General features: G+C 71.8%; 19 protein-coding genes. 10 read left to right on the top strand and 9 right to left on the bottom strand.

Annotated elements, in window-relative coordinates; all coding sequences use genetic code 11:
• Positions 1-7 precede the first annotated feature (7 nt).
• Entirely contained in the window at positions 8-811 is an 804-nt protein-coding gene (locus ACIY1X_RS06395; protein WP_399679059.1) for an exodeoxyribonuclease III, read from the top strand.
• On the opposite strand, the gene ACIY1X_RS06390 is transcribed toward ACIY1X_RS06395, so the two are convergent.
• Positions 801-1511 carry a nucleotidyl transferase AbiEii/AbiGii toxin family protein gene (locus ACIY1X_RS06390; protein WP_399679057.1) on the bottom strand — a complete coding sequence of 237 codons (711 nt, stop codon included), beginning with the start codon at positions 1509-1511 and terminating at the stop codon, positions 801-803. The genes ACIY1X_RS06395 and ACIY1X_RS06390 overlap by 11 nt on opposite strands.
• On the bottom strand, positions 1504-2001 hold the full coding sequence (locus ACIY1X_RS06385) for a helix-turn-helix domain-containing protein (protein ID WP_399679055.1): 498 nt from the start codon (positions 1999-2001) through the stop codon (positions 1504-1506). The genes ACIY1X_RS06390 and ACIY1X_RS06385 overlap by 8 nt, the downstream gene beginning before the upstream one ends.
• Positions 2002-2089: 88 nt before the next feature.
• Here ACIY1X_RS06385 and ACIY1X_RS06380 point away from each other — a divergent pair, with 88 nt between their 5' ends.
• Both ACIY1X_RS06380 and ACIY1X_RS06375 read left to right on the top strand, forming a co-directional pair.
• Positions 2090-2728, top strand: coding sequence for an MBL fold metallo-hydrolase (locus tag ACIY1X_RS06380; protein ID WP_399679052.1), 639 nt, complete (start codon positions 2090-2092; stop codon positions 2726-2728).
• A 97-nt stretch (positions 2729-2825) separates the two neighbouring features.
• The gene (locus tag ACIY1X_RS06375) at positions 2826-3740 is read left to right on the top strand and encodes a CysB family HTH-type transcriptional regulator (RefSeq protein WP_399679049.1); all 915 of its coding nucleotides are present in this window, start codon (positions 2826-2828) and stop codon (positions 3738-3740) included.
• A gap of 22 nt (positions 3741-3762) precedes the next feature.
• Here ACIY1X_RS06375 and ACIY1X_RS06370 read toward each other — a convergent pair whose 3' ends face one another.
• From ACIY1X_RS06370 to ACIY1X_RS06350, 5 genes are read right to left on the bottom strand one after another with little or no spacing between them, the layout of a single operon-like run.
• Positions 3763-4842 carry an ABC transporter ATP-binding protein gene (locus tag ACIY1X_RS06370; protein ID WP_399679047.1) on the bottom strand — a complete coding sequence of 360 codons (1080 nt, stop codon included), beginning with the start codon at positions 4840-4842 and terminating at the stop codon, positions 3763-3765.
• Between the two features lie 8 nt (positions 4843-4850).
• Positions 4851-5735: a carbohydrate ABC transporter permease gene (locus ACIY1X_RS06365; RefSeq protein WP_399679044.1), complete on the bottom strand. Its 885-nt coding sequence runs from the start codon at positions 5733-5735 to the stop codon at positions 4851-4853.
• Complete coding sequence (locus tag ACIY1X_RS06360) at positions 5716-6636, bottom strand: carbohydrate ABC transporter permease (RefSeq protein ID WP_399679042.1); 921 nt, start codon at positions 6634-6636, stop codon at positions 5716-5718. The genes ACIY1X_RS06365 and ACIY1X_RS06360 overlap by 20 nt, the downstream gene beginning before the upstream one ends.
• Positions 6637-6640: 4 nt before the next feature.
• Positions 6641-7984, bottom strand: a complete 1344-nt coding sequence (locus ACIY1X_RS06355; RefSeq protein ID WP_399679040.1) for an ABC transporter substrate-binding protein — start codon at positions 7982-7984, stop codon at positions 6641-6643.
• Positions 7985-7998: 14 nt separating this feature from the next.
• Entirely contained in the window at positions 7999-8979 is a 981-nt protein-coding gene (locus tag ACIY1X_RS06350; RefSeq protein ID WP_399679038.1) for a TauD/TfdA dioxygenase family protein, read from the bottom strand.
• A gap of 178 nt (positions 8980-9157) precedes the next feature.
• On the opposite strand from ACIY1X_RS06350, the gene ACIY1X_RS06345 reads away from it, so the two are divergent.
• From ACIY1X_RS06345 to chrA, 5 genes are all read left to right on the top strand, one after another.
• Positions 9158-10051, top strand: a complete 894-nt coding sequence (locus ACIY1X_RS06345; protein WP_399679036.1) for a TauD/TfdA dioxygenase family protein — start codon at positions 9158-9160, stop codon at positions 10049-10051.
• 145 nt (positions 10052-10196) lie between these two features.
• On the top strand, positions 10197-11207 hold the full coding sequence (locus ACIY1X_RS06340) for an ABC transporter substrate-binding protein (RefSeq protein WP_399679033.1): 1011 nt from the start codon (positions 10197-10199) through the stop codon (positions 11205-11207).
• A 21-nt stretch (positions 11208-11228) separates the two neighbouring features.
• On the top strand, positions 11229-12104 hold the full coding sequence (locus ACIY1X_RS06335) for an ABC transporter ATP-binding protein (RefSeq protein ID WP_399679031.1): 876 nt from the start codon (positions 11229-11231) through the stop codon (positions 12102-12104).
• A gap of 61 nt (positions 12105-12165) precedes the next feature.
• Positions 12166-13053, top strand: coding sequence for an ABC transporter permease (locus ACIY1X_RS06330; RefSeq protein ID WP_399679029.1), 888 nt, complete (start codon positions 12166-12168; stop codon positions 13051-13053).
• Between the two features lie 82 nt (positions 13054-13135).
• Complete coding sequence (gene chrA, locus ACIY1X_RS06325; protein WP_399679027.1) at positions 13136-14371, top strand: chromate efflux transporter; 1236 nt, start codon at positions 13136-13138, stop codon at positions 14369-14371.
• Positions 14372-14381: 10 nt separating this feature from the next.
• On the opposite strand, the gene ACIY1X_RS06320 is transcribed toward chrA, so the two are convergent.
• Positions 14382-15029 (bottom strand): hemolysin III family protein, encoded by a 648-nt coding sequence (locus ACIY1X_RS06320; RefSeq protein ID WP_399679025.1) that lies wholly within the window; start codon positions 15027-15029, stop codon positions 14382-14384.
• A gap of 157 nt (positions 15030-15186) precedes the next feature.
• Positions 15187-16059, bottom strand: a complete 873-nt coding sequence (locus tag ACIY1X_RS06315; RefSeq protein WP_399679024.1) for a M48 family metallopeptidase — start codon at positions 16057-16059, stop codon at positions 15187-15189.
• Positions 16060-16141: 82 nt separating this feature from the next.
• Here ACIY1X_RS06315 and ACIY1X_RS06310 point away from each other — a divergent pair, with 82 nt between their 5' ends.
• Together ACIY1X_RS06310 and ACIY1X_RS06305 are read left to right on the top strand one after the other, a co-directional pair.
• A complete protein-coding gene (locus ACIY1X_RS06310) occupies positions 16142-17536 on the top strand; it encodes an AmpG family muropeptide MFS transporter (protein WP_399679022.1) in 1395 nt (464 codons plus the stop codon).
• A 76-nt stretch (positions 17537-17612) separates the two neighbouring features.
• On the top strand, positions 17613-18859 hold a 1247-nt coding region (locus tag ACIY1X_RS06305; RefSeq protein ID WP_399679020.1), incomplete at its 3' end, for a beta-ketoacyl-ACP synthase.

Raw genomic sequence — 18859 nt, 5'->3', positions numbered from 1 at the left:
CTCGCACGTGTTCAAACTCACCAGCCTCAATCTCAACGGCCTGCGCTCGGCGGCCACCAAGGGGGTGGCCGACTGGGTCGCCGAAACGGCGCCGGATTGTATTTGCATGCAGGAGATCCGCGTCTCGGCCAGCGACGTGCAGGGCCGCTTCGAGGAGATGGCGGGCCTCACGGGCCACTTCCACTTCGCGGAGAAGAAGGGCTACGCCGGCACGGCGATCTACACGAAGCACGAACCCACCGAGGTGGTGGTCGGCTGGGGCGACCGGGAGTTCGACGCCGAGGGCCGCTACCTGGAACTGCGCTTCGACACGCCGGCGCGCAGGCTCTCGATCATCAGCTGCTACTTCCCCAGCGGCAGCTCGGGCGAGGAGCGGCAGGCGGCCAAGTACCGCTTCCTGGCGGGCTTCTTCCCGCACCTGGTGCAGCTGAAGAAGGAGCGCGAGTTCATCCTGTGCGGCGACATCAACATCGCCCACAGGGAGGCCGACCTGAAGAACTGGAAGAGCAACCAGAAGAACAGCGGCTTCCTGCCCGAGGAGCGCGCCTGGATGACGCGCCTGCTCGACGCCGGTGCCGAAGGCGCGGGCCTGGTGGACGTGTACCGCCGGCTGCAGCCCGACACCACCGATGCCTGCTACACGTGGTGGAGCAACCGCGGCCAGGCCTACGCCAAGAACGTGGGCTGGCGCCTGGACTACCACCTGGCCACCCCGGCGCTGGCCGAGCTGGCGCGCAGCGAGCACATCTTCAAGACCATCAAGTTCAGCGACCACGCGCCGATCACGGTGGACTACGACTTCACGGTCTGACGAGGACGCGGCGCAGCGCGCGGATGCGCTGCCACAGCTCGGACGGCGTGCAGCGCACGTCCATCATCTGCATGCAGCGGACCAGCCAGCCCGGACGCTGGCGCATGCCGTCGATGGCGCGCGCGAGGTCGCGCGGCGCGGCCTCGCCATAGGCGGCCTCGGCCTTGGCCAGCGCCTGCCGCAGCAGGCGCAGGGGCGGCTGCATCATGGCGAGGTCGATCAGGTCGCGGCTGAACACGCCGTCGTCGGCCCAGCGGTCGGAGTTGGCCAGCAGCTTGCTCGCCGCCATGTCGAGCACGGTGAGCATGGGCACGCCGCACAGGTCGTCCGCGGTGCCCGGCGGTGCCAGGAGGATGCGTCCTTCGTGGACGATCTCGAACTTGATGGGCTGGCCGTCCACCAGGATGCGCGCGCGGATGCCGTAACGGTCGGCACGGATGTCGCCGGCGCGCTCGAGGGGCGCGGCGCCGGGCCGCTGGAGGACCGCCAGCCCGTGGGTGCCGGTGAGCGCCAGCCGCAGCTGCTGGTAGGCCGCGAGGTCGGAGACGAGGAAGTCCATGTCGACCGATTCCCGGTACTCGCCGAAGCGCAGCGCGATGGCGGTGCCGCCGCCGAACAGGCAGGCATGCGCGCGGAGCACGGCGCCGTCCAGCGACCGCAGCACGCGGCCGATGCGCCGGTGGTGGGGCCGCTCAAACATCGGGGGCCGCGGAAGGATCGGCCAGGGCCAGGCGCAGGGCGTCGAGGAGGTCCTGCTCCCCGGGCGTCATGTCTTCGGGCCACGGATGGTGCGCATGGCGTTCGTAGATGGCCAGGGCCTCGCGCGGCGTCAACGGCCGGTCGCCCGTGACGTGCCACGCGAGCTGCCGCAGAACCGGATAGTCGGCCAGCGACACGCGGGCGGGCAGCCAGCCCTTGCGCCGGGGCGCCGGCGCAGCGGCCGCCTCGCCGGCGGCCGGCACCCAGGCCAGCGCCAGCCCGAGCACCGACCCGGCCTGCGCATACGCCCCCGCGGTGACGGAGGCCTCGCCCTTTTCGATGCGGTGCAGGGTGACGCGGGACAGGTGCGCGGCCTCGGCCGCCGAGACGGCATTGACCCGCAAGGCCTTGCGGCGGCTGCGCAAGGCATGGCCGAGCTGCTGCAGCGAGCGGGCCGAATCAGGCGTCAGGGGCGGGCTGGGGGCAGGCATTGTGTTTCTCATTATGTTCATTTCATCTGAAATGTCCACTATGAGATACATTTCAAGGCATCCCCGATGCCTCCGACCACCTGAAGACATGCTGCGCTACCGCACCCTGCCCGTCACCCCTTTCCAGCAGAACTGCTCCATCGTCTGGTGCGACCGGACGATGAAGGGCGCGGTGATCGACCCCGGCGGCGAGCTGGACCGCATCGTGGAGGCGGCCCGCGTGCTGGGCGTGACGCTGGAGGCGATCTGGCTCACCCATGCCCACATCGACCATGCCGGCGGCGCCGGCGAGCTGGCGCGGCGGCTGGCGCTGCCGATCGTCGGCCCGCACCCGGGCGACCAGTTCTGGATCGACGGCCTGGCCGAGCAGAGCCGCATGTTCGGCTTCGCGCCGGCCGAGCCCTTCACGCCCACGCGCTGGCTGCACGACGGCGACACCGTCACGCTGGGCGAGGAGACGCTGGCGGTGCGCCACTGCCCGGGCCACACGCCGGGGCACGTGGTCTTCCATTCGCCCGGCGCGCAGCGCGCCTTCGTCGGCGACGTGCTGTTCGCCGGCAGCATCGGCCGCACGGACTTCCCCGGCGGCAGCCACCAGCAGTTGATCGACAGCATCGTGCAGCGGCTGTGGCCGATGGGCGACGGGACGGTGTTCATCCCCGGCCACGGGCCCGAAAGCACCTTCGGACGGGAGCGGCAGGGCAACCCCTACGTCGGCGGCACCTGAGGCGCCGGACCGGCCGGCGCCAAAGATGTCCGGCTCATGAGGAACCAACGAAACGATCGTTCCCTTGCGCCGGGCGCCTCCGCACAATGGCCCGCCCATGAATTTCCAACAGCTTCGCTCGGTGCGCGAGGCCGCGCGCTGCGGCTTCAACCTCACCGAGGCGGCCCAGGTGCTGCACACCTCCCAGCCCGGCGTGAGCCGGCAGATCCGCGAACTGGAGGACGAGCTGGGCATCGCGCTGTTCGTGCGCGCCGGCAAGCGGCTGACCGGGCTGACGGAGCCGGGCCGCCACGTGCTGCCCATCGTCGAGCGGGTGCTGATGGAGAGCCGCAACCTGCGGCTGGCCGGCGAGGAGTTCGCGGCGCAGCACAGCGGGCGGCTGTCCATCGCGGCCACGCACACGCAGGCGCGCTACGCGCTGCCCGAGGCGGTGCAGGACTTCCGCCGCCAGTTCCCCGGCGTGCGGCTGCACCTGCACCAGGGCTCGCCGCGGCAGGTCGCGCAGATGCTGATCGAGGGCGAGGCCGACGTGGGCATCGCCACCGAGGCACTGGCCGACTACCCGCAGCTGGCGGCCCTGCCGTGCTACCGCTGGACGCACGCGGTGATCGCGCCGCCCGACCACCCGGTGCTGCGCGCCCCGCTGAGCCTGGAGGCGCTGGCGCGCCACCCGCTCATCACCTACGACGCCGGCTTCACCGGCCGCACGCGCATCGACGAGGCCTTCGCCCGCGCCGGGCTGGCGGCCGACATCGCGCTGGCGGCGATGGACGCCGACGTCATCAAGACCTACGTGGAGCTGGGCATGGGCGTGGGCATCGTCGCCGGCGTGGCCTTCGAGGCCGAGCGCGACACGCGGCTGCGCGCCGTGGATGCCGGCGCGCTGTTCGGCATCAACCACACGCGGCTGGCGGTGCGGCGCGGCAGCTTCCTGCGCAACTACGTGTACGCCTTCATCGAGGCCTTCGCGCCCACGCTCACGCGCGAGGCGGTGGACGGCGCTGTAGCTTGAAGCGCAACGCGTCCCGTGCCCGTCAGCTCAGGCGGGCGCCGCTGTCGGCGTCGAACAGGTGCGCATGGGCCGCCTGCGGGCGCAGCGACAGCCGCTCGCCGGGGCGCAGCGCCAGGCGCTCGCGGAACGCCGCCACGATGAGCTGCCCGCCGGCATGCCCGAGCCGCAGCGCCACCTGCGTCTCGGCGCCGGTGGGCTCGACCACCACCACCTCGGCCGGCAGGCCCTCGCCGCGGTCGAGCGCGAAGTGCTCCGGCCGCGCGCCGTAGAGCACGCGCGTGCCCTCCGGCGCGGCCGGCGGCTGCGGCAGGGGGAGCGCCAGCCCGTCGTCGGTCAGCACCACGCGCGCACCGTCCGCCAGCGCCAGCCGGCCGGGGATGAAGTTCATCGCCGGCGAGCCGATGAAGCCGGCGACGAAGGCGTTACGCGGCCGGTCGTAGAGTTCCAGCGGCGTGCCGATCTGCTCCACGCGCCCGTCCTTGAGCACCACGATGCGGTCGGCCATGGTCATGGCCTCGACCTGGTCGTGCGTGACGTAGATGGTGGTGGTGCCCAGGCGCTGGTGCAGCGCGCGGATCTCGGTGCGCATCTGCACGCGCAGCTTGGCGTCCAGGTTGGACAGCGGCTCGTCGAACAGGAAGGCCTCGGGCCGGCGCACGATGGCGCGGCCCATCGCCACGCGCTGGCGCTGGCCGCCCGAGAGCTGGCGCGGCAGGCGCTCCAGCAGCGCGGCCAGGCCCAGCACCTCGGCCACCTCCTCCACCCGGCGCGCGATCTGCGCCTTGTCCACGCCCTGCAGTTTCAGGGCGAAGGCCAGGTTGTCGCGCACCGTCATGTGCGGGTAGAGCGCGTAGTTCTGGAACACCATCGCGATGTTGCGCTCGCGCGGCGCCACGTCGTTGATGACGCGGCCGCCCAGGCGGATCTCGCCGCCGCTGATGTCCTCCAGCCCGGCGATGGCGCGCAGCAGCGTGCTCTTGCCGCAGCCCGAGGGGCCGACCAGCGCGACGAACTCGCCGTCGGCGATGTCGATGTCCACGCCGTGGATGACCGGCGCGGCGCCGTAGTGCTTGACGATCTGGTGCAGTTGCAGGGATGACATGGGTGTGTTCAGTCTTTCACGCCGCCGGCGGTGAGGCCGCGCACGAGGTAGCCGCGCACCAGCACCGTGAACACCACCACCGGCAGCGCCACCAGCGTGCCGGCGGCGGCGATCTTGGCCCACTCCCAGCCCTCGTACTGCAGGAAGTTGACGATGGCCACCGGCGCGGTGACGGCCTGGGTGCGGGTGAGGATGAGGGCGTAGAAGAAGTCGTTCCAGGAGAAGATGAAGCACAGCACCGCCGTGGCCGCCAGGCCCGGCGCCGTCAGCGGCAGCGCGATGCGCCAGAAGGCCTGCCACACGCCGCAGCCGTCGATGTACGCTGCCTCTTCCAGCGCCGGCGGCACCGCCTCGAAGAAGGTCTGCATCAGCCAGATGACGATGGCGAGGTTGAAGGTGAGGTACACCAGCGCGAGGCCGACCAGCGTGTCCTGCAGGCCGAGCCAGCGGAAGGCCAGGAAGAAGGGGATGGTGAAGGCGATCGGTGGCGCCATGCGCGTGACCAGGATCCACAGCGCCACCTGCCGCCGGCCGCGGAAGCGCCAGCGCGTGAGCGCGTAGGCCGCCGGCACGCCGATGGCCAGCGACAGCACGGTGGACAGGGTACTCACCGCCAGGCTGTTCCAGAACGAGCGCAGGAAGTTGCCCTGCAGCAGGCTGGCGAAGCCCTCCAGCGTGGGCGTGAACAGCAGCGCGTCGTCGAAGATCTCGGCCGCCGGGCGGAAGGCCAGCTGCACCAGCCAGAGGAAGGGGAACATCACCACCGCCAGCACGGCCAGGGCCGCCAGCGCGCGGCCGTGGCGGCGCAGCCAGCCCGGGCGCCGGCGGCGCTCGGCGACGGCTTCCGCCGGCGCGGACAGGACGACGGGGGCTTCAGCGGTCAGTGTGCTCATGGGTGTTCCATCCCAGCTTCCCGACGCCCCAGCTCAGCAGGAACACGCCGGCCAGGATCACCATCGCGATCGCGCTGCCGTAGCCCCAGTACGAGAAGTTGAAGGCCTGGATGAAGCCGTAGTAGTTGGTGACCTCGGTGACGTTGCCCGGCCCGCCGTCGGTCAGCACGTAGATCAGCGGGAAGGCCTTGAAGCTGTCGATCAGCCGGAACAGGCCGCACACCACCAGCACCGGCCGGATGTGCGGGAAGACGATGTAGCGGAAGAGCTGCCAGCGGTTGGCGCCGTCCAGGCTGGCCGCCTCCACCGGGTCGGCCGGCAGCGTCTGCAGCGCGGCCAGCACCATCAGCAGCGTGAAGGGGAACCACTGCCAGGTGTCGGCGAAGGCGATGGCCCACAGCGCCGTGTCGGGGTTGGCGATGAGCGAGCGCACCGGCCAGCCGGCGGCCTCCAGCGCGCGGTGCACGGGGCTGACGTCGGGCGTGTAGATGATCTTCCAGATCAGCGCCACCACGATGGGCGGCAGCACCATCGGCACGAGGAACGCGGTGCGCGTGGCGCGCAGCACGGCCGAGCGGCCGTCCAGCAGCAGCGCCAGGCCCAGGCCGACGCCGAGCTGCAGCGCCACGCTGGCCACCGACAGTTGGAGCTGCGTGCCGATGGAGCCGAGGAAGCGCTCGTCCTCCAGCAGGTGGCGGTAGTTGACCAGCGGGTCGTCGAAGCGGAAGGTGCCCGCCGGATCGGTGAGCGACAGCGGCGTGAGGCTGCCCACCAGCAGCGCGGCGGCCGGCAGCAGCGTGATGACGAGCAGCACGGCCAGCGCCGGCGCCAGCCCGAAGGCGAAGGCGCGGCGCCGCTCGGCCTGCCAGCCGCCCGCCGGCGTGGCGAGGACGGATGCCATCGGGCTACAGGCTCAGGCCGGCGCGCTTGAGCTCGGCGATGGACTGGGCCTGCGCCTGCTGCATCGCCTGCTTCGCGTTGGCCTGCCCGCTGGCGATGAGGGCGATGGCCTTGTTGAGCTGCTGGTCCACCTGCGGGTAGACGGCCACGGTGCGGTACTTCATGTGCCCGGTGCGCGAGGCCAGCTCGATCGAGTCCAGCGCGAGCTGCGCCAGGTCGCTGCCGTTGATGACCTGCTTGTCGCGGAAGACCCTGGAGTCGATGTCGCTGCGCCGTGCCGGCGAGCCGTAGCCCGCGGCCACCGCGCGGCGGGTGGTCTGCTTCGACAGCGCCCACTGGATGAAGGCCCAGGCCGCCTCCTTGTTCTTCGAGCCGGCGGGAATGCCCAGCCCGTGCACCGCCGTGCCCGGGAAGCGCCCGGCCGGCCCCTTGGGCACGAGGCCGAACTTCACGGTCTTCACCGTCTTGCTGGTGGCCGGGTCGCCGAGCTGCGCCAGGTGGAGCTGGCCCGAGTCGGTGAAGTTCACGCGGCCCTGCTTGAGCGCCTGCGTCACCTGGTCGGGCTGGTAGGTGATGGCGCCGTCGGGGCCGAACTCCTTGAGCAGGTGGGCGTAGTAGTCGGCCGCGGCCACCGCCTCGGGCGTGTCCAGCGTGGGGAAGAGGTCGTCGGGCGCCTTGCGGAACACGTCGCCGCCGAAGGCGTGCAGGTAGGGAACGAAGGTCCAGCCGTAGTGGTTGTCGGCCACGAAGCCGGCCACGCGCTCTTTCTTGTTCACGGCGCGCAGCACCTTCACCAGGTCGTCGGTGGTGTCGGGAAACTGAAGGCCGGCCTGCTGCACGAGATCGAAGCGCGACGACGCGGTGAGCAGCGCCTCGGCCGTCCAAGGCACGCCGTAGAGCTTGCCGTCGCGCCCGGTCTCCGGCGCGCGTGCGCCGGCCAGGAAGTCGTCGATGTCGAAGTCGGCGGCGGTGAGGTTGGGGTTCCGGATGTAGTCGTCCAGCGGCGTGAGCCAGCCGGAGTTGATCCAGCGGCTGGAGTAGATGAAGGTGACGTTGACCACGTCGTACGCGGCGCCGCGGGTGGACAGCTCCAGGTCGGCGCGCTGGTTGTAGACCGGGAAGCTGGGCGCGTCGTAGTTCACCCTGGCGCCGGTGGCGGCCTCGAACTCGGGCAGCCACTGCTGCAACAGCTTGGGGTAGGCGGCACTGAAGGTGGAGACGTTCAGCGTCACGCCCTGGAACTTCTTCGCGCCGCCCTGCGCGGGCGCCTGGCGCGGCAGCAGGGCGGAGGCGCCGACGGCGGCGCCGGCGGCCAGCAGGTGGCGGCGGGTGGGTTGGGAAGCAGTCATGGCGTGCGGTGTCCTCATGCCGTGGTGGCGATCAGGGCGTCGATCTGCGCGTCGTTGCTGGCCTCGGGCCGGCGGCGCGTGCGGCTGCGCCGGCCGTCCACCGACACGGCAGGCTCGCCGTGCACCGTCACGCGGCGCACCACGCGCGGCTGGTCGCCGTAGTCGTTCACCGCGTAGTGCTGCGTGGCGCGGTTGTCCCAGATCGCCACGTCGTCCTGCCGCCACTGCCAGCGCACGGTGTTCTCCAGCCGGATGGCGCGCGCCTGCAGCAGCTCGAACAGGCGCTGCGACTCGGTGCTCGCCAGGCCGACGATCTTCTGGATGAAGTGGCCCAGCAGCAGCGCGCGCTCGCCCGTCTCGGGATGCACGTGCACCAGCGGGTGCTCGGCCTCGTACACGGCGGAGACGAACACCTCGTTGTGGTGGCGCAGGCGCTCCTTCGAGATCTCGGTGCGGTCGGCGCCGTAGTCGTAGTCGTTGCTGTGCACCGCCCACAGCTGCTCCGCCAGGCGCTTGAGCGGCTCGGGCAGGCGCTCGTAGGCGCGGGCGGTGTTGGCCCACACGGTGTCGCCGCCGTAGGCCGGGATGGTCACGCCGCGCAGGATCGAGATCTTGGGAAAGGCATCGACGAAGGTCACGTCGGTGTGCCAGGAGTCGGCACGGCCGCCGCCCCTGGAGGCGTCCAGCTCGAACAGCTTGGTGCCGCCGGGCGCCGGCACCGTGGGGTGCGCAACGATGCGGCCGAAGCGCTCGCCGAAGGCCTGGTGGGCCTCGTCGTCCAGCTGCGACTGGCCGCGGAAGAACAGCACCTTGTGCGCCAGCAGCGCGGCGTTGAGCTGCGCGAACAGTTCCGGCGAGAGGTCCGGCCCGATCTTCAGGTCGAGCACTTCGCCGCCGATGTGCCCGGCGACGCGGCGGATGCGCAGCTCGCCGAAACGGGTGTCGATGCTGTCGGGATGGAATGGGGCGGACACGTCGGGCTCCTCGGGATGCATGAAGGAAAAAGGCAGGCCGATGCTAGGCAGCCGCGGCGCGCCGCGTTGGAACGAATCCGCATGAGCAACGGCGCCCGCCGCCTTAGATGATTTGGTTGTTTGCACCCGACGAATCGTTCGTTCCCTTGCCGCGGCGCCTTGCCTAGAGTGCGACGCTTCGACCCGATTCACGCACTGCATGTCCGCTTTCCCCACGGCCCCGCCCGCACCTTCCGGCGCGCAGGACTTCGAGATCCGCCCCCTGCCCGGCAGCTTCGCGGCCGAGGTGCTGGGCCTCGACCTGTCCCGCCCACTGGCACCGGCCGACTTCGATCGCCTGCACCGCGCGCACCTCGCGCATCACGTCGTCGTGTTCCGCGACCAGCGCATCACGCCCGCGCAGCAGGTGGCCTTCAGCCGCCGCTTCGGCCCGCTGCAGGTCCACGTGCAGAAGAAGTTCCAGCTCGCCGGCCACCCGGAGGTGCTGATCGTCTCGAACATCAAGGAGAACGGCGAGCCGATCGGCCTGGGCGATGCCGGCCACTTCTGGCACTCGGACCTCTCGTACAAGGACAGGCCCAGCCTCGGCTCGCTGCTGCACGCGCAGATCCTGCCCGCCGAGGGCGGCGACACGCTGTTCGCCGACCAGCACGCCGCCTACGACGCGCTGCCCGAGGCGCTGAAGACGGCGATCGCCGGGCTTCGCGCCGAGCACAGCTACCTGGCGAAATACGAGGAGCTGCGCGCGCGCAGCCCGTGGCGGCCCGCGCTCACGCCGGCGCAACTGGAGGAAGTGAAGCCCACCGTGCATCCCGTGGTGCGCACGCACCCCGAGACGGGCCGCAAGGCGCTGTTCGTCAGCGAGCACTTCACGACGCGCATCGTCGGCCTGCCCGAGGACGAGAGCCGGGCGGTGCTGGACGAGCTGTTCGCGCTGAGCACGCAGCCGGCCTTCCTCTACCGCCACCGGTGGCAGCCGCACGACCTGGTGTTCTGGGACAACCGCTCGGTGATGCACCTGGCGGCCGGCACGCCCGACCACCTGCCGCGCAAGCTGTACCGCACGACCATCGAGGGCGATGCGCCGTTCTGACCGGGCTCCACCTCTTCCGTTCACGCTGAGCCTGTCGAAGCGCGGCGCGAGGCTTCGACAAGCTCAGCCCGAACGGTGTTCGAGGATCAAACGTCTCTCCGCATGAAGCGCCCTTCACTTCTCATTTCCACCCAAGACCTTCGCCATGAAATCCGTCACCCGCCGCGCCGCGGCCCTCGCCGCCGCCCTCGGCCTCGCCACCGCCTCGCTCGCCGCCCATGCCGAAGGGCAGATCCGCATCGCCCAGCAGTTCGGCATCGTCTACCTGCTGCTCAACGTGGCGCAGGAACAGAAGCTGATCGAGAAGCACGCCAGGGCCGCCGGCGTGGACGCCAAGGTGGAGTTCGTGCAGCTCTCGGGCGGCTCGGCGGTGAACGACGCCCTGCTCTCCGGCAGCATCGACATCGCCGGCGCCGGCGTGGGGCCGCTGTTCACGCTGTGGGACCGCACCAAGGGCCGCCAGAACGTCAAGGGCGTGGCCTCGCTGGGCAACTTCCCCTACTACCTCGTCACCAACAACCCGAACGTCAAGTCGATCGCCGACTTCACCGACAAGGACCGCATCGCGCTGCCCGCCGTGGGCGTGTCGGTGCAGTCGCGCGTGCTGCAGCTGGCCTCGGCCAAACTCTGGGGCGACAAGGAATACGCGAAGCTCGACAGGATCAGCGTCGCGCTGCCGCACCCCGACGCGGCGGCCGCCATCATCAAGGGCGGCACCGAGATCACGGCCCACTTCGGCAACCCGCCCTTCCAGGAGCAGGAGCTGGCGGGCAACCCCAACGCGCGCATCGTGCTGAAGTCCTACGACGTGCTGGGCGGCCCCTCGTCGGCCACCGTGCTGTACGCCACCGAGAAGTTCCGCGCCGAGAACCCGAAGACCTACAAGGCCTTCGTCGCCGCGCTGGACGAGGCGGCGGCGTTCATCCGAGCCCAGCCGGAGCAGGCCGCCGACATCTACCTGAAGGTGACGGGGGCGAAGACCGACCGCGCGCTGCTGCTGAACATCATCAGGAACCCCGAGGTGCAGTTCAAGACCGAGCCGCAAAACACGCTGGTGCTGGGCCAGTTCATGCACCGCGTGGGCGCCATCAAGAACGCGCCGCAATCGGTGAAGGACTATTTCTTCGACGACGTGATCGGCGCCGCCGCCAACTGAACGACAAAGCGCCGCGCCGCCATGTCCACCTCCGCCACGGTCGTGCTGCGCGCAGCAGCAGCGCCGGCCCTCGTTTCCCGCGTCCACCAGCCCGCGCCCGCCGCTCCGGCAGCGCAGGCGCATGCCGCCGCACCGCTGCTGGAAGTGCAAGACCTGAGCCTGGAGTACCGAACGCCCGAGCGCGTGGTGCGCGCCACCCACCGCGTGAGCTTCGACGTGCATGCGGCCGAGCGCTTCGTGCTGCTCGGCCCCTCGGGCTGCGGCAAGAGCACGCTGCTCAAGGCGGTGGCCGGCTTCATCCCGCCGGTGGAGGGCGAGGTGCGCCTGGACGGCCGAGCGGTGCGCGGCCCGGGGCCGGACCGCATCGTCGTCTTCCAGGAGTTCGACCAGTTGCCGCCGTGGAAGACGGTCAAGCAGAACGTGATGTTTCCGCTGCTGGCCTCGCGCAGCCTGGGCCGCAGGGAGGCCGAGGCGCGCGCCCTGCACTGGCTGGACCGCGTGGGCCTGGCGAAGTTCGCCGACGTCCATCCGCACCAGCTCTCGGGTGGCATGAAGCAGCGCGTGGCCATCGCCCGGGCGCTGGCCATGCAGCCGCGCGTGCTGCTGATGGACGAACCCTTCGCCGCCCTCGATGCGCTCACGCGCCGGCGCATGCAGGAAGAACTGCTCGCGCTGTGGGACGAAGTTCGCTTCACCCTGCTCTTCGTCACACACTCGATCGAGGAGGCGCTGGTGGTCGGCAGCCGCATCGCGCTGCTGTCGCCGCACCCGGGCCGCATGCGAGCCGAGATCAACAGCCATGCCTTCGACCTCGCGAGCCTGGGCAGTGACGCCTTCCAGGCCACGGCGCAGCGCATCCACCGGCTGCTGTTCGAGCACGAAGGGGCAACGCAATGAGCGCCGCCCGGCCGCTCCGAAGGCGCTCGCACCCGCAGTCCGCAGGACGGAGGGTTTCCACATGAGCGCCGTACTGCCAACCGGTGCCGCGGCGCCACCGGTACGGCCCGAATACGAACGTCCGCTGGCGCCCTGGACCGGCACCGCCGTCGAGCGCCCGCTGCCGTGGGCGACGCGCCTGTGGTCGCAGGGCTGGCTGCGCAAGGGCCTGATCCTCGCCGTGCTGGCGCTGCTGTGGGAACTGCTCGCGCGCTGGCAGGACAACGACCTGCTGCTGCCCACCTTCGGCGCCACCGCGCAGGCGCTGGCGCAGGGCATCGCCAGCGGCGAGCTGGTGGGCAAGACCGCCATCTCGCTGTCGGTGCTGCTCAAGGGCTACGCGGCCGGCGTGGGGCTCGCCTTCGCGCTCACCACCCTGGCCGTGTCCACCCGGATCGGCCGCGACCTGCTGGGCACCCTGACCTCGATGTTCAACCCGCTGCCGGCCATCGCGCTGCTGCCGCTGGCGCTGCTGTGGTTCGGCCTGGGCCAGGGCAGCCTGGTCTTCGTGCTCATCCACTCGGTGCTGTGGCCGCTGGCGCTGAACACCTACGCAGGCTTCCAGGGCGTGCCCGAGACGCTGCGCATGGCCGGCCGCAACTACGGGCTGACGGGCCTGCGCTACGTGCTGCAGATCCTCGTGCCCGCCGCGCTGCCTGCCATCCTGTCGGGCCTGAAGATCGGCTGGGCCTTCGCCTGGCGCACCCTCATCGCGGCCGAGCTCGTCTTCGGTGCCAGCTCCGGCCGGGGCGGGCTGGGGTGGTACATCTTCCAGAACCGCAACGAGCTGTACACCGACCGCGTGTTCGCCGGACTGGCGCTGGTGGTGCTGATCGGGCTGGCGGTGGAGAGCCTGGGCTTCGCCACGCTGGAGCGGGTGACCGTGCGGCGCTGGGGGCAGCAGCGCTGAGGAGGTTCGGGCGGCCCGCGCCGCGTCGGCGGCCGGCCGGCGCCGCACAATGCAGGCCCGCCCCGGAGCAAAAGCAAGCCCTTTGACGACAGATACCCCGCAGGCGACCGCCGCGCCCCACCCGCACGGACTGCGCCGCAGCGGCGACGCGCTTGAGGTGCTGCGCGCCTTCCTCAAGCTGGGCCTGACCTGCTTCGGCGGCCCGGCCGCGCACTTGGGCTACTTCCGCACGGAGTTCGTGCAACGGCGGCAGTGGCTGGACGACGCGAGCTATTCCGACCTGGTGGCGCTGTGCCAGTTCCTGCCCGGTCCGGCAAGCAGCAAGGTGGGCTTCGCCCTCGGCTGGGGCCGCGCCGGGTGGCGCGGCGCGCTGGCGGCCTGGTGCGGCTTCACGCTGCCGTCGGCCGTCGCCCTGATCCTCTTCGCGCTGGGCGTGGCCCGGTGGACGGCGCTGGCGGACTCGGGCGCCGTCCATGGACTGAAGGTGGCGGCGGTGGCCATCGTCGCGCAGGCCGTGCTCGGCATGGCCCGCTCGCTGTGCCCCGACCGGCCGCGCGCGGCCATCGCCATCGGCGCGGCCCTGGCGGCGCTGGCGGTGCCGTCCTCGGCCGGCCAGGTCGCAGCCATCCTGCTGGGCGCCGCCGCCGGCCGCTGGCTTCTGCGGCTGCCCCCTTCGAACGCGCGCCCGCCACCGATGGACTTCGGCATCTCGCGGCGGATGGGCGTCGCCCTGCTGACCCTCTTCGGCGCCCTGCTGGCCGGCCTGCCGCTGCTGGGCCTGGCGGCGCCCGGCAGCGCCTGGCCCATCGTCGGCACCGTCTACAAGGCGGGGGCGCTGGTCTTCGGAGGCGGGCACGTGGTGCTTCCCCTGCTGCAGGCCGGGGTGGTGCCACAGTGGATGTCGACCGAATCCTTCCTGGCCGGCTACGGCGCGGCCCAGGCGGTGCCGGGGCCGCTGTTCTCCTTCGCGGCCTACCTGGGCACCGTCATGCCCGCGCCCTTCGGCGGCTGGGCGGGCGGGCTCGGGCTGCTGGTGGTCATCTTCGTCCCGGGCCTGCTGCTCCTGTGCGGCGCCCTGCCTTTCTGGCAGTTGCTGCGCGGCCAGGCGAAGGTGCAGCATGCGATGGCCGGCATCAACGCAGCCGTGGTCGGCCTTCTCGGCGCCACCCTCTACGATCCGGTGTTCACCAGCGCCGTCCAGACGCGGGCCGACTTCGCGCTGGCCCTGGCCACCTTCGGCCTGCTGCTCCTGGGCCGCCTGTCGCCCGCACTGGTCGTGGCGCTGGCGGCGGCAGCGGGGTGGGCAATGGCGCAGTGAAAAGCGGCGCTCAGGCGGCCGAATGCCACAGCGCCGCAAAGAAGTGGCAGGTGCTCCCGCCCAGCACGAACAGGTGCCACACGAAGTGCGCGTAGCGCACCCGCGCATCGAGCAGGAACACGATCGCGCCGATCGTGTAGGCGATGCCGCCGGCCAGCAGCCACCACAGCCCCGCCGCGGACATGCGCTCGACCAGCGGCACCGCCGCCACCACCGCCACCCAGCCCATGGCCACGTACAGGCCGGTGGACCACAGCGGGTGCTGCAGCCGGTCGAGCAGCTTGGCGCCCACGCCCAGCGCCGCGGCGGCCCAGACGACGGCGAACAGCGACCAGCCCCAGGCGCCCTTGAGCACGCCCAGCACGAAGGGCATGTAGCTGCCGGCGATGAAGAGGTAGATCGACGCATGGTCGAGCCGGTTGAACCAGACCTTGGCGCGGCCGGCCGGCAGCGCGTGGTACAGCGTGGAGACGAGGTACAGCAGGATGGCCGTGCCAGCGAACACGCTGGCCGCCACGACCTGCGTCGGGTCGCCGCGCAGCGCGGCGTGGTGCACCAGGATGGGCAGCGACGCGATCGCCAGCAGGCAGCCCAGCCCGTGGCTGATGGCGTTGGCGATCTCTTCGCCGAGGGTCTGTTCGCGGATGAGGGCGGCCATGACAGGAAGACGAACAAGGGTGCGCCGACTGCAATCGGCACGCCGCGGGCCGCACGCGGGCCATGGTGCCCGGCCGCCGCAGCGCAGGAGAAGGGGCTCATCCTAGCCGCCGCGCATGACGGCACTGCGGCAATCCCGCGGCGCGCGCGGGTGCTCGTCAACCGCGGCCCATGGCGGCGCGGTACAGGCCCTCGACCTTGGGCACGTTGGCTTCGAGCCGCTTGATGCGGTCCGGCCCCGTGGGGTGGGTGGACAGGAAGCTCAGCGCGCCGGGCGTGCCCCGGGCGTTGCCTACCTGGCCCATCTTGGTCCACAGGCTGATGGAGGCCCTGGGGTCGTAGCCGGCGCGGGCGGCCAGTTCCAGCCCGACCAGGTCGGCCTCCCTTTCGTCGTCGCGGCTGAACTTGAGCGCCAGCGCCTGCGCGCCGCCGCGCGCGGCCAGGTCGCCCCAGTCGCCCAGCCCCAGCAGCGAGGCGCCGATGCGCAGCGCGGCGCTGGTCCCGGTCGTCTTGGCGAGGCGCTCGCGCGCATGCTCGCGCAGGGCGTGGGCCATCTCGTGGCCCATGACCATCGCGATCTCGTCGTCGCCGAGTTTCAGCGTGTCGAGGATGCCGGTGAAGAAGGCGATCTTGCCGCCCGGCATGCAGAAGGCGTTGACCTGCTGGCTGCCGATGAGGTTGACCTCCCACGTCCAGCCGGCGGCGCGCTCGTTCCACTTCTCGGTGAAGGGGATCATCTTCCTGGCGATGCCGCGCAGCTTCTGCAGCCGCGGGTCGCTGTCGGCCGCCAGGACGCGCTTGGCGCGGGCCTGCTGCAGCAGTTGGCCGTATTGCTGCACGGCCGCCTGCTCCAGCGTCTCGGCCGGCACCAGGGTGCGCGTCGCCGAGGGCTTGCCGACATCCACCTGCGCCAGCGCGGGCGTGGCCGCCGCTGCCGCCGCGGCGAGCAGGAAGGCGCGTCGCGCCTGCCACGGCGAGGCGGAGGCGGCGCGCGAGGAAGCGTCCGGGGACGAAGCACAGCGCAGGCACATGCGCGCAAGATAGGGCCGCGGATGCGAAAACCCAAGGCGCGGCCGCCAAAGGCCGGCGCCCGCTCGGGGAGAATGGCCGCCCATGCCCGCTTCTTCCCGCCCTGCCGCCGACACGGCGGCCGACCGCCGCGCCGACCCGGATGCGGCGGCGGCCGCGCTGCCCTGGCGCGAAACGCTGAAGGTCTACCTCGAACCCGCGACGCTGCGCATGTTCGCGCTCGGCTTCTCGGCCGGCCTGCCGCTGCTGCTGGTGCTGGGCACGCTGAGCTTCCGCCTGCGCGAGGCCGGCATCGACCGCGCCACCATCGGCTACCTGAGTTGGGTCGGCCTGGCCTACGGCTTCAAGTGGGTCTGGGCGCCGCTGGTGGACCGCCTGCCGCTGCCGCCGCTCACCTCGCTGCTGGGCCGCCGGCGTGGCTGGCTGCTGGCGGCGCAGGCGATGGTGATCGCCGGGCTGGCCGGCATGGCGGTGAACGACCCGCGCGCCGGGCTCGAGCCCATGGTCTGGTGCGCGCTGCTGGTGGCCTTCGGCTCGGCCACGCAGGACATCGCGCTGGACGCCTTCCGCATCGAATCGGCCGAGGCGCGCAAGCAGGCGGCGCTGGCGGCGGCCTACCAGACGGGCTATCGCCTGGCGATGATCTGGGCCGGCGCCGGCGTGCTGTGGGTGGCGGCCTGGGCCGAGGGGGCCACCAACGGCAGCTACCAGAACACCGGCTGGCGCACCGCCTACCTGGTGATGGCGGCCTCGATGGCGGTGGGCGTGCTGACGGTGCTCTTCTCGCCCGAGCCGGCGCGGCGCGCGCTGCCGCCCGCCAAGGGCCCGGCCGACTGGCTGCGCAGCGCCCTCGTCGAGCCCTTCGCCGACTTCATCCGCCGCTACCGCTGGCAGGCCGCGCTGATCCTGGCGCTGATCGCCGTCTACCGCATCAGCGACGTGGTGATGGGCATCATGGCCAACCCCTTCTACGTGGACATGGGCTTCACCAAGGACGAGGTCGCCACCGTGAGCAAGGTCTACGGCGTGGTGATGACGCTGGCCGGCGCCTTCGTCGGCGGGGTGCTGTCGATGCGCCTGGGCGTGATGCGCGTGCTGATGCTGGGCGCGGTGCTCAGCGCCGCGAGCAACCTGCTGTTCGCCTGGCTGGGCACCCGCGGGCACGACCTGACGGCGCTGGTGGCGGTGGTCTCGGCCGACAACCTGGCCGGCGGCATCGCCTCGGCGGCCTTCATCGCCTACCTGTCCAGCCTCACCAACATCAGCTACTCGGCCACGCAGTACGCCCTGTTCAGCTCCATGATGCTGCTGCTGCCCAAGTTCGTGGCCGGCTACTCGGGCGCCTTCGTCGACGCCCACGGCTACGGCAGCTTCTTCACCAGCACCGCCGCGCTGGGCGTGCCGGTGCTGGTGCTGGTGGCGCTGGCGTCGCGCATGAAGGCCCGCGCCGGCCCGGCGGACGGCGGCGAACCGCCCTGAAACCATGCCCGCCGGGGGCTGGTACGCTTGGACGCCCGCACTTTCCCAGCCCGCGCGCCACCCCTGGACTCCGACCGTGCCCCAGCCCATTCCCCCGCTTTCCGTCACGGCCTACACGGCCACCACCGCCCTGGGCGTCGGCAAGGCCGCGCTGCGCTCGGGCCTCGAAGCCTCGCGCAGCGGCCTGCGCGCCAACGACTTCGGCGAACCCGCCGGCCAGCGCCTGGCCACCTGGATCGGCCGCGTCGACGGCGTGGAGGCGGTGCAGCTGCCGGCCGCGCTGGCCGACCTGGACTGCCGCAACAACCGCCTGGCCTGGCTCGGCCTGGGGGCCGACGGCTTCCTGGAGGCGGCGCTGGCCGCGCGCGAGCGCTACGGCGCCGGCCGGGTGGCGGTGGTCATGGGCACCTCCACCTCCAGCATCGGCGACACGGAGCTGGCCTACACGCTGCTCGACGCCGAGGGCCGCATGCCCGCGCCCATGCGCAGGAGCGAGATCCACACCACCCACTCGCTGGGCCTGTTCGTGCAGAAGGCGCTGGGCCTGGCCGGGCCGAACGAGACGCTGTCCACCGCCTGCTCCTCCAGCGCCAAGGTGTTCGCCTCAGCCGAGCGGCTGATCCGCCTGGGCCTGGCCGACGCGGCGGTGGTCGGCGGCGTGGACACGCTGTGCGGCAGCGTGCTGTTCGGCTTCAACTCGCTGGAACTGGTGTCCGACCAGCCCTGCCGCCCCTTCGACGTGGCGCGCGGCGGCATCAGCCTGGGCGAGGCGGCCGGCTTCGCGCTACTGGAGCGCGTTTCCACTGCCCCCACGCTCCCCGCTTCGCGTGGTTCGCTGCCCCCCGAGGGGGCGCTCGCCGCCTTGGGGCGGCCCGGCGGCGGCTCGGGCGCGAGCACAGCCGCTCCGCGCCTGCTGGGCTACGGCGAGGCCAGCGACGCGCACCACATGTCGACCCCGCACCCGGAGGGCGCCGGCGCCGAGCGGGCGCTGAACGACGCCCTGGCGCGCGCCGGCCTGGCGCCCGACGCGATCGACTACATCAACCTGCACGGCACCGCCAGCGCCAAGAACGACGAGGTGGAGGCCGCGCTGGTGGCGCGCCGCTTCCCGGCGCGCACGCATGCCAGCTCGACCAAGGGCTTCACCGGCCACACGCTGGGCGCCGCCGGCATCGTGGAGGCGGTGATCAGCCTGCTGGCGCTGGACACCGGCCTGATGCCCGGCACCGTCAACAGCACCGCGCTGGATCCGGTGTGCGGCCCGCAGATCCGCCTGGCGCCGGCGCACGGCGAGGTGCGGCACGCGCTCTCCAATTCCTTCGG

The sequence above is a fragment of the Xenophilus sp. genome (genome assembly GCF_044462705.1).
GTDB lineage: Bacteria > Pseudomonadota > Gammaproteobacteria > Burkholderiales > Burkholderiaceae_C > Xenophilus > Xenophilus azovorans.
Note: the sequence above shows the minus strand (reverse complement) of the source record. Positions and strands in the feature narration are given on the sequence as shown.

What these genes read in the sequence shown, in the direction of transcription:
- ACIY1X_RS06310 (WP_399679022.1), top strand. Translation starts at nt 16,142, where the DNA reads ATGCCCGCTTCTTCCCGCCCTGCCGCCGACACGGCGGCCGACCGCCGC.
- ACIY1X_RS06370 (WP_399679047.1), bottom strand. Translation starts at nt 4,842, where the DNA reads ATGTCATCCCTGCAACTGCACCAGATCGTCAAGCACTACGGCGCCGCG.
- ACIY1X_RS06380 (WP_399679052.1), top strand. Translation starts at nt 2,090, where the DNA reads ATGCTGCGCTACCGCACCCTGCCCGTCACCCCTTTCCAGCAGAACTGC.
- ACIY1X_RS06350 (WP_399679038.1), bottom strand. Translation starts at nt 8,979, where the DNA reads ATGCATCCCGAGGAGCCCGACGTGTCCGCCCCATTCCATCCCGACAGC.
- ACIY1X_RS06335 (WP_399679031.1), top strand. Translation starts at nt 11,229, where the DNA reads ATGTCCACCTCCGCCACGGTCGTGCTGCGCGCAGCAGCAGCGCCGGCC.
- ACIY1X_RS06375 (WP_399679049.1), top strand. Translation starts at nt 2,826, where the DNA reads ATGAATTTCCAACAGCTTCGCTCGGTGCGCGAGGCCGCGCGCTGCGGC.
- ACIY1X_RS06330 (WP_399679029.1), top strand. Translation starts at nt 12,166, where the DNA reads ATGAGCGCCGTACTGCCAACCGGTGCCGCGGCGCCACCGGTACGGCCC.
- ACIY1X_RS06360 (WP_399679042.1), bottom strand. Translation starts at nt 6,636, where the DNA reads ATGGCATCCGTCCTCGCCACGCCGGCGGGCGGCTGGCAGGCCGAGCGG.
- ACIY1X_RS06390 (WP_399679057.1), bottom strand. Translation starts at nt 1,511, where the DNA reads ATGTTTGAGCGGCCCCACCACCGGCGCATCGGCCGCGTGCTGCGGTCG.
- ACIY1X_RS06315 (WP_399679024.1), bottom strand. Translation starts at nt 16,059, where the DNA reads ATGTGCCTGCGCTGTGCTTCGTCCCCGGACGCTTCCTCGCGCGCCGCC.
- ACIY1X_RS06340 (WP_399679033.1), top strand. Translation starts at nt 10,197, where the DNA reads ATGAAATCCGTCACCCGCCGCGCCGCGGCCCTCGCCGCCGCCCTCGGC.
- ACIY1X_RS06320 (WP_399679025.1), bottom strand. Translation starts at nt 15,029, where the DNA reads ATGGCCGCCCTCATCCGCGAACAGACCCTCGGCGAAGAGATCGCCAAC.
- ACIY1X_RS06365 (WP_399679044.1), bottom strand. Translation starts at nt 5,735, where the DNA reads ATGAGCACACTGACCGCTGAAGCCCCCGTCGTCCTGTCCGCGCCGGCG.
- ACIY1X_RS06385 (WP_399679055.1), bottom strand. Translation starts at nt 2,001, where the DNA reads ATGCCTGCCCCCAGCCCGCCCCTGACGCCTGATTCGGCCCGCTCGCTG.
- ACIY1X_RS06355 (WP_399679040.1), bottom strand. Translation starts at nt 7,984, where the DNA reads ATGACTGCTTCCCAACCCACCCGCCGCCACCTGCTGGCCGCCGGCGCC.
- ACIY1X_RS06345 (WP_399679036.1), top strand. Translation starts at nt 9,158, where the DNA reads ATGTCCGCTTTCCCCACGGCCCCGCCCGCACCTTCCGGCGCGCAGGAC.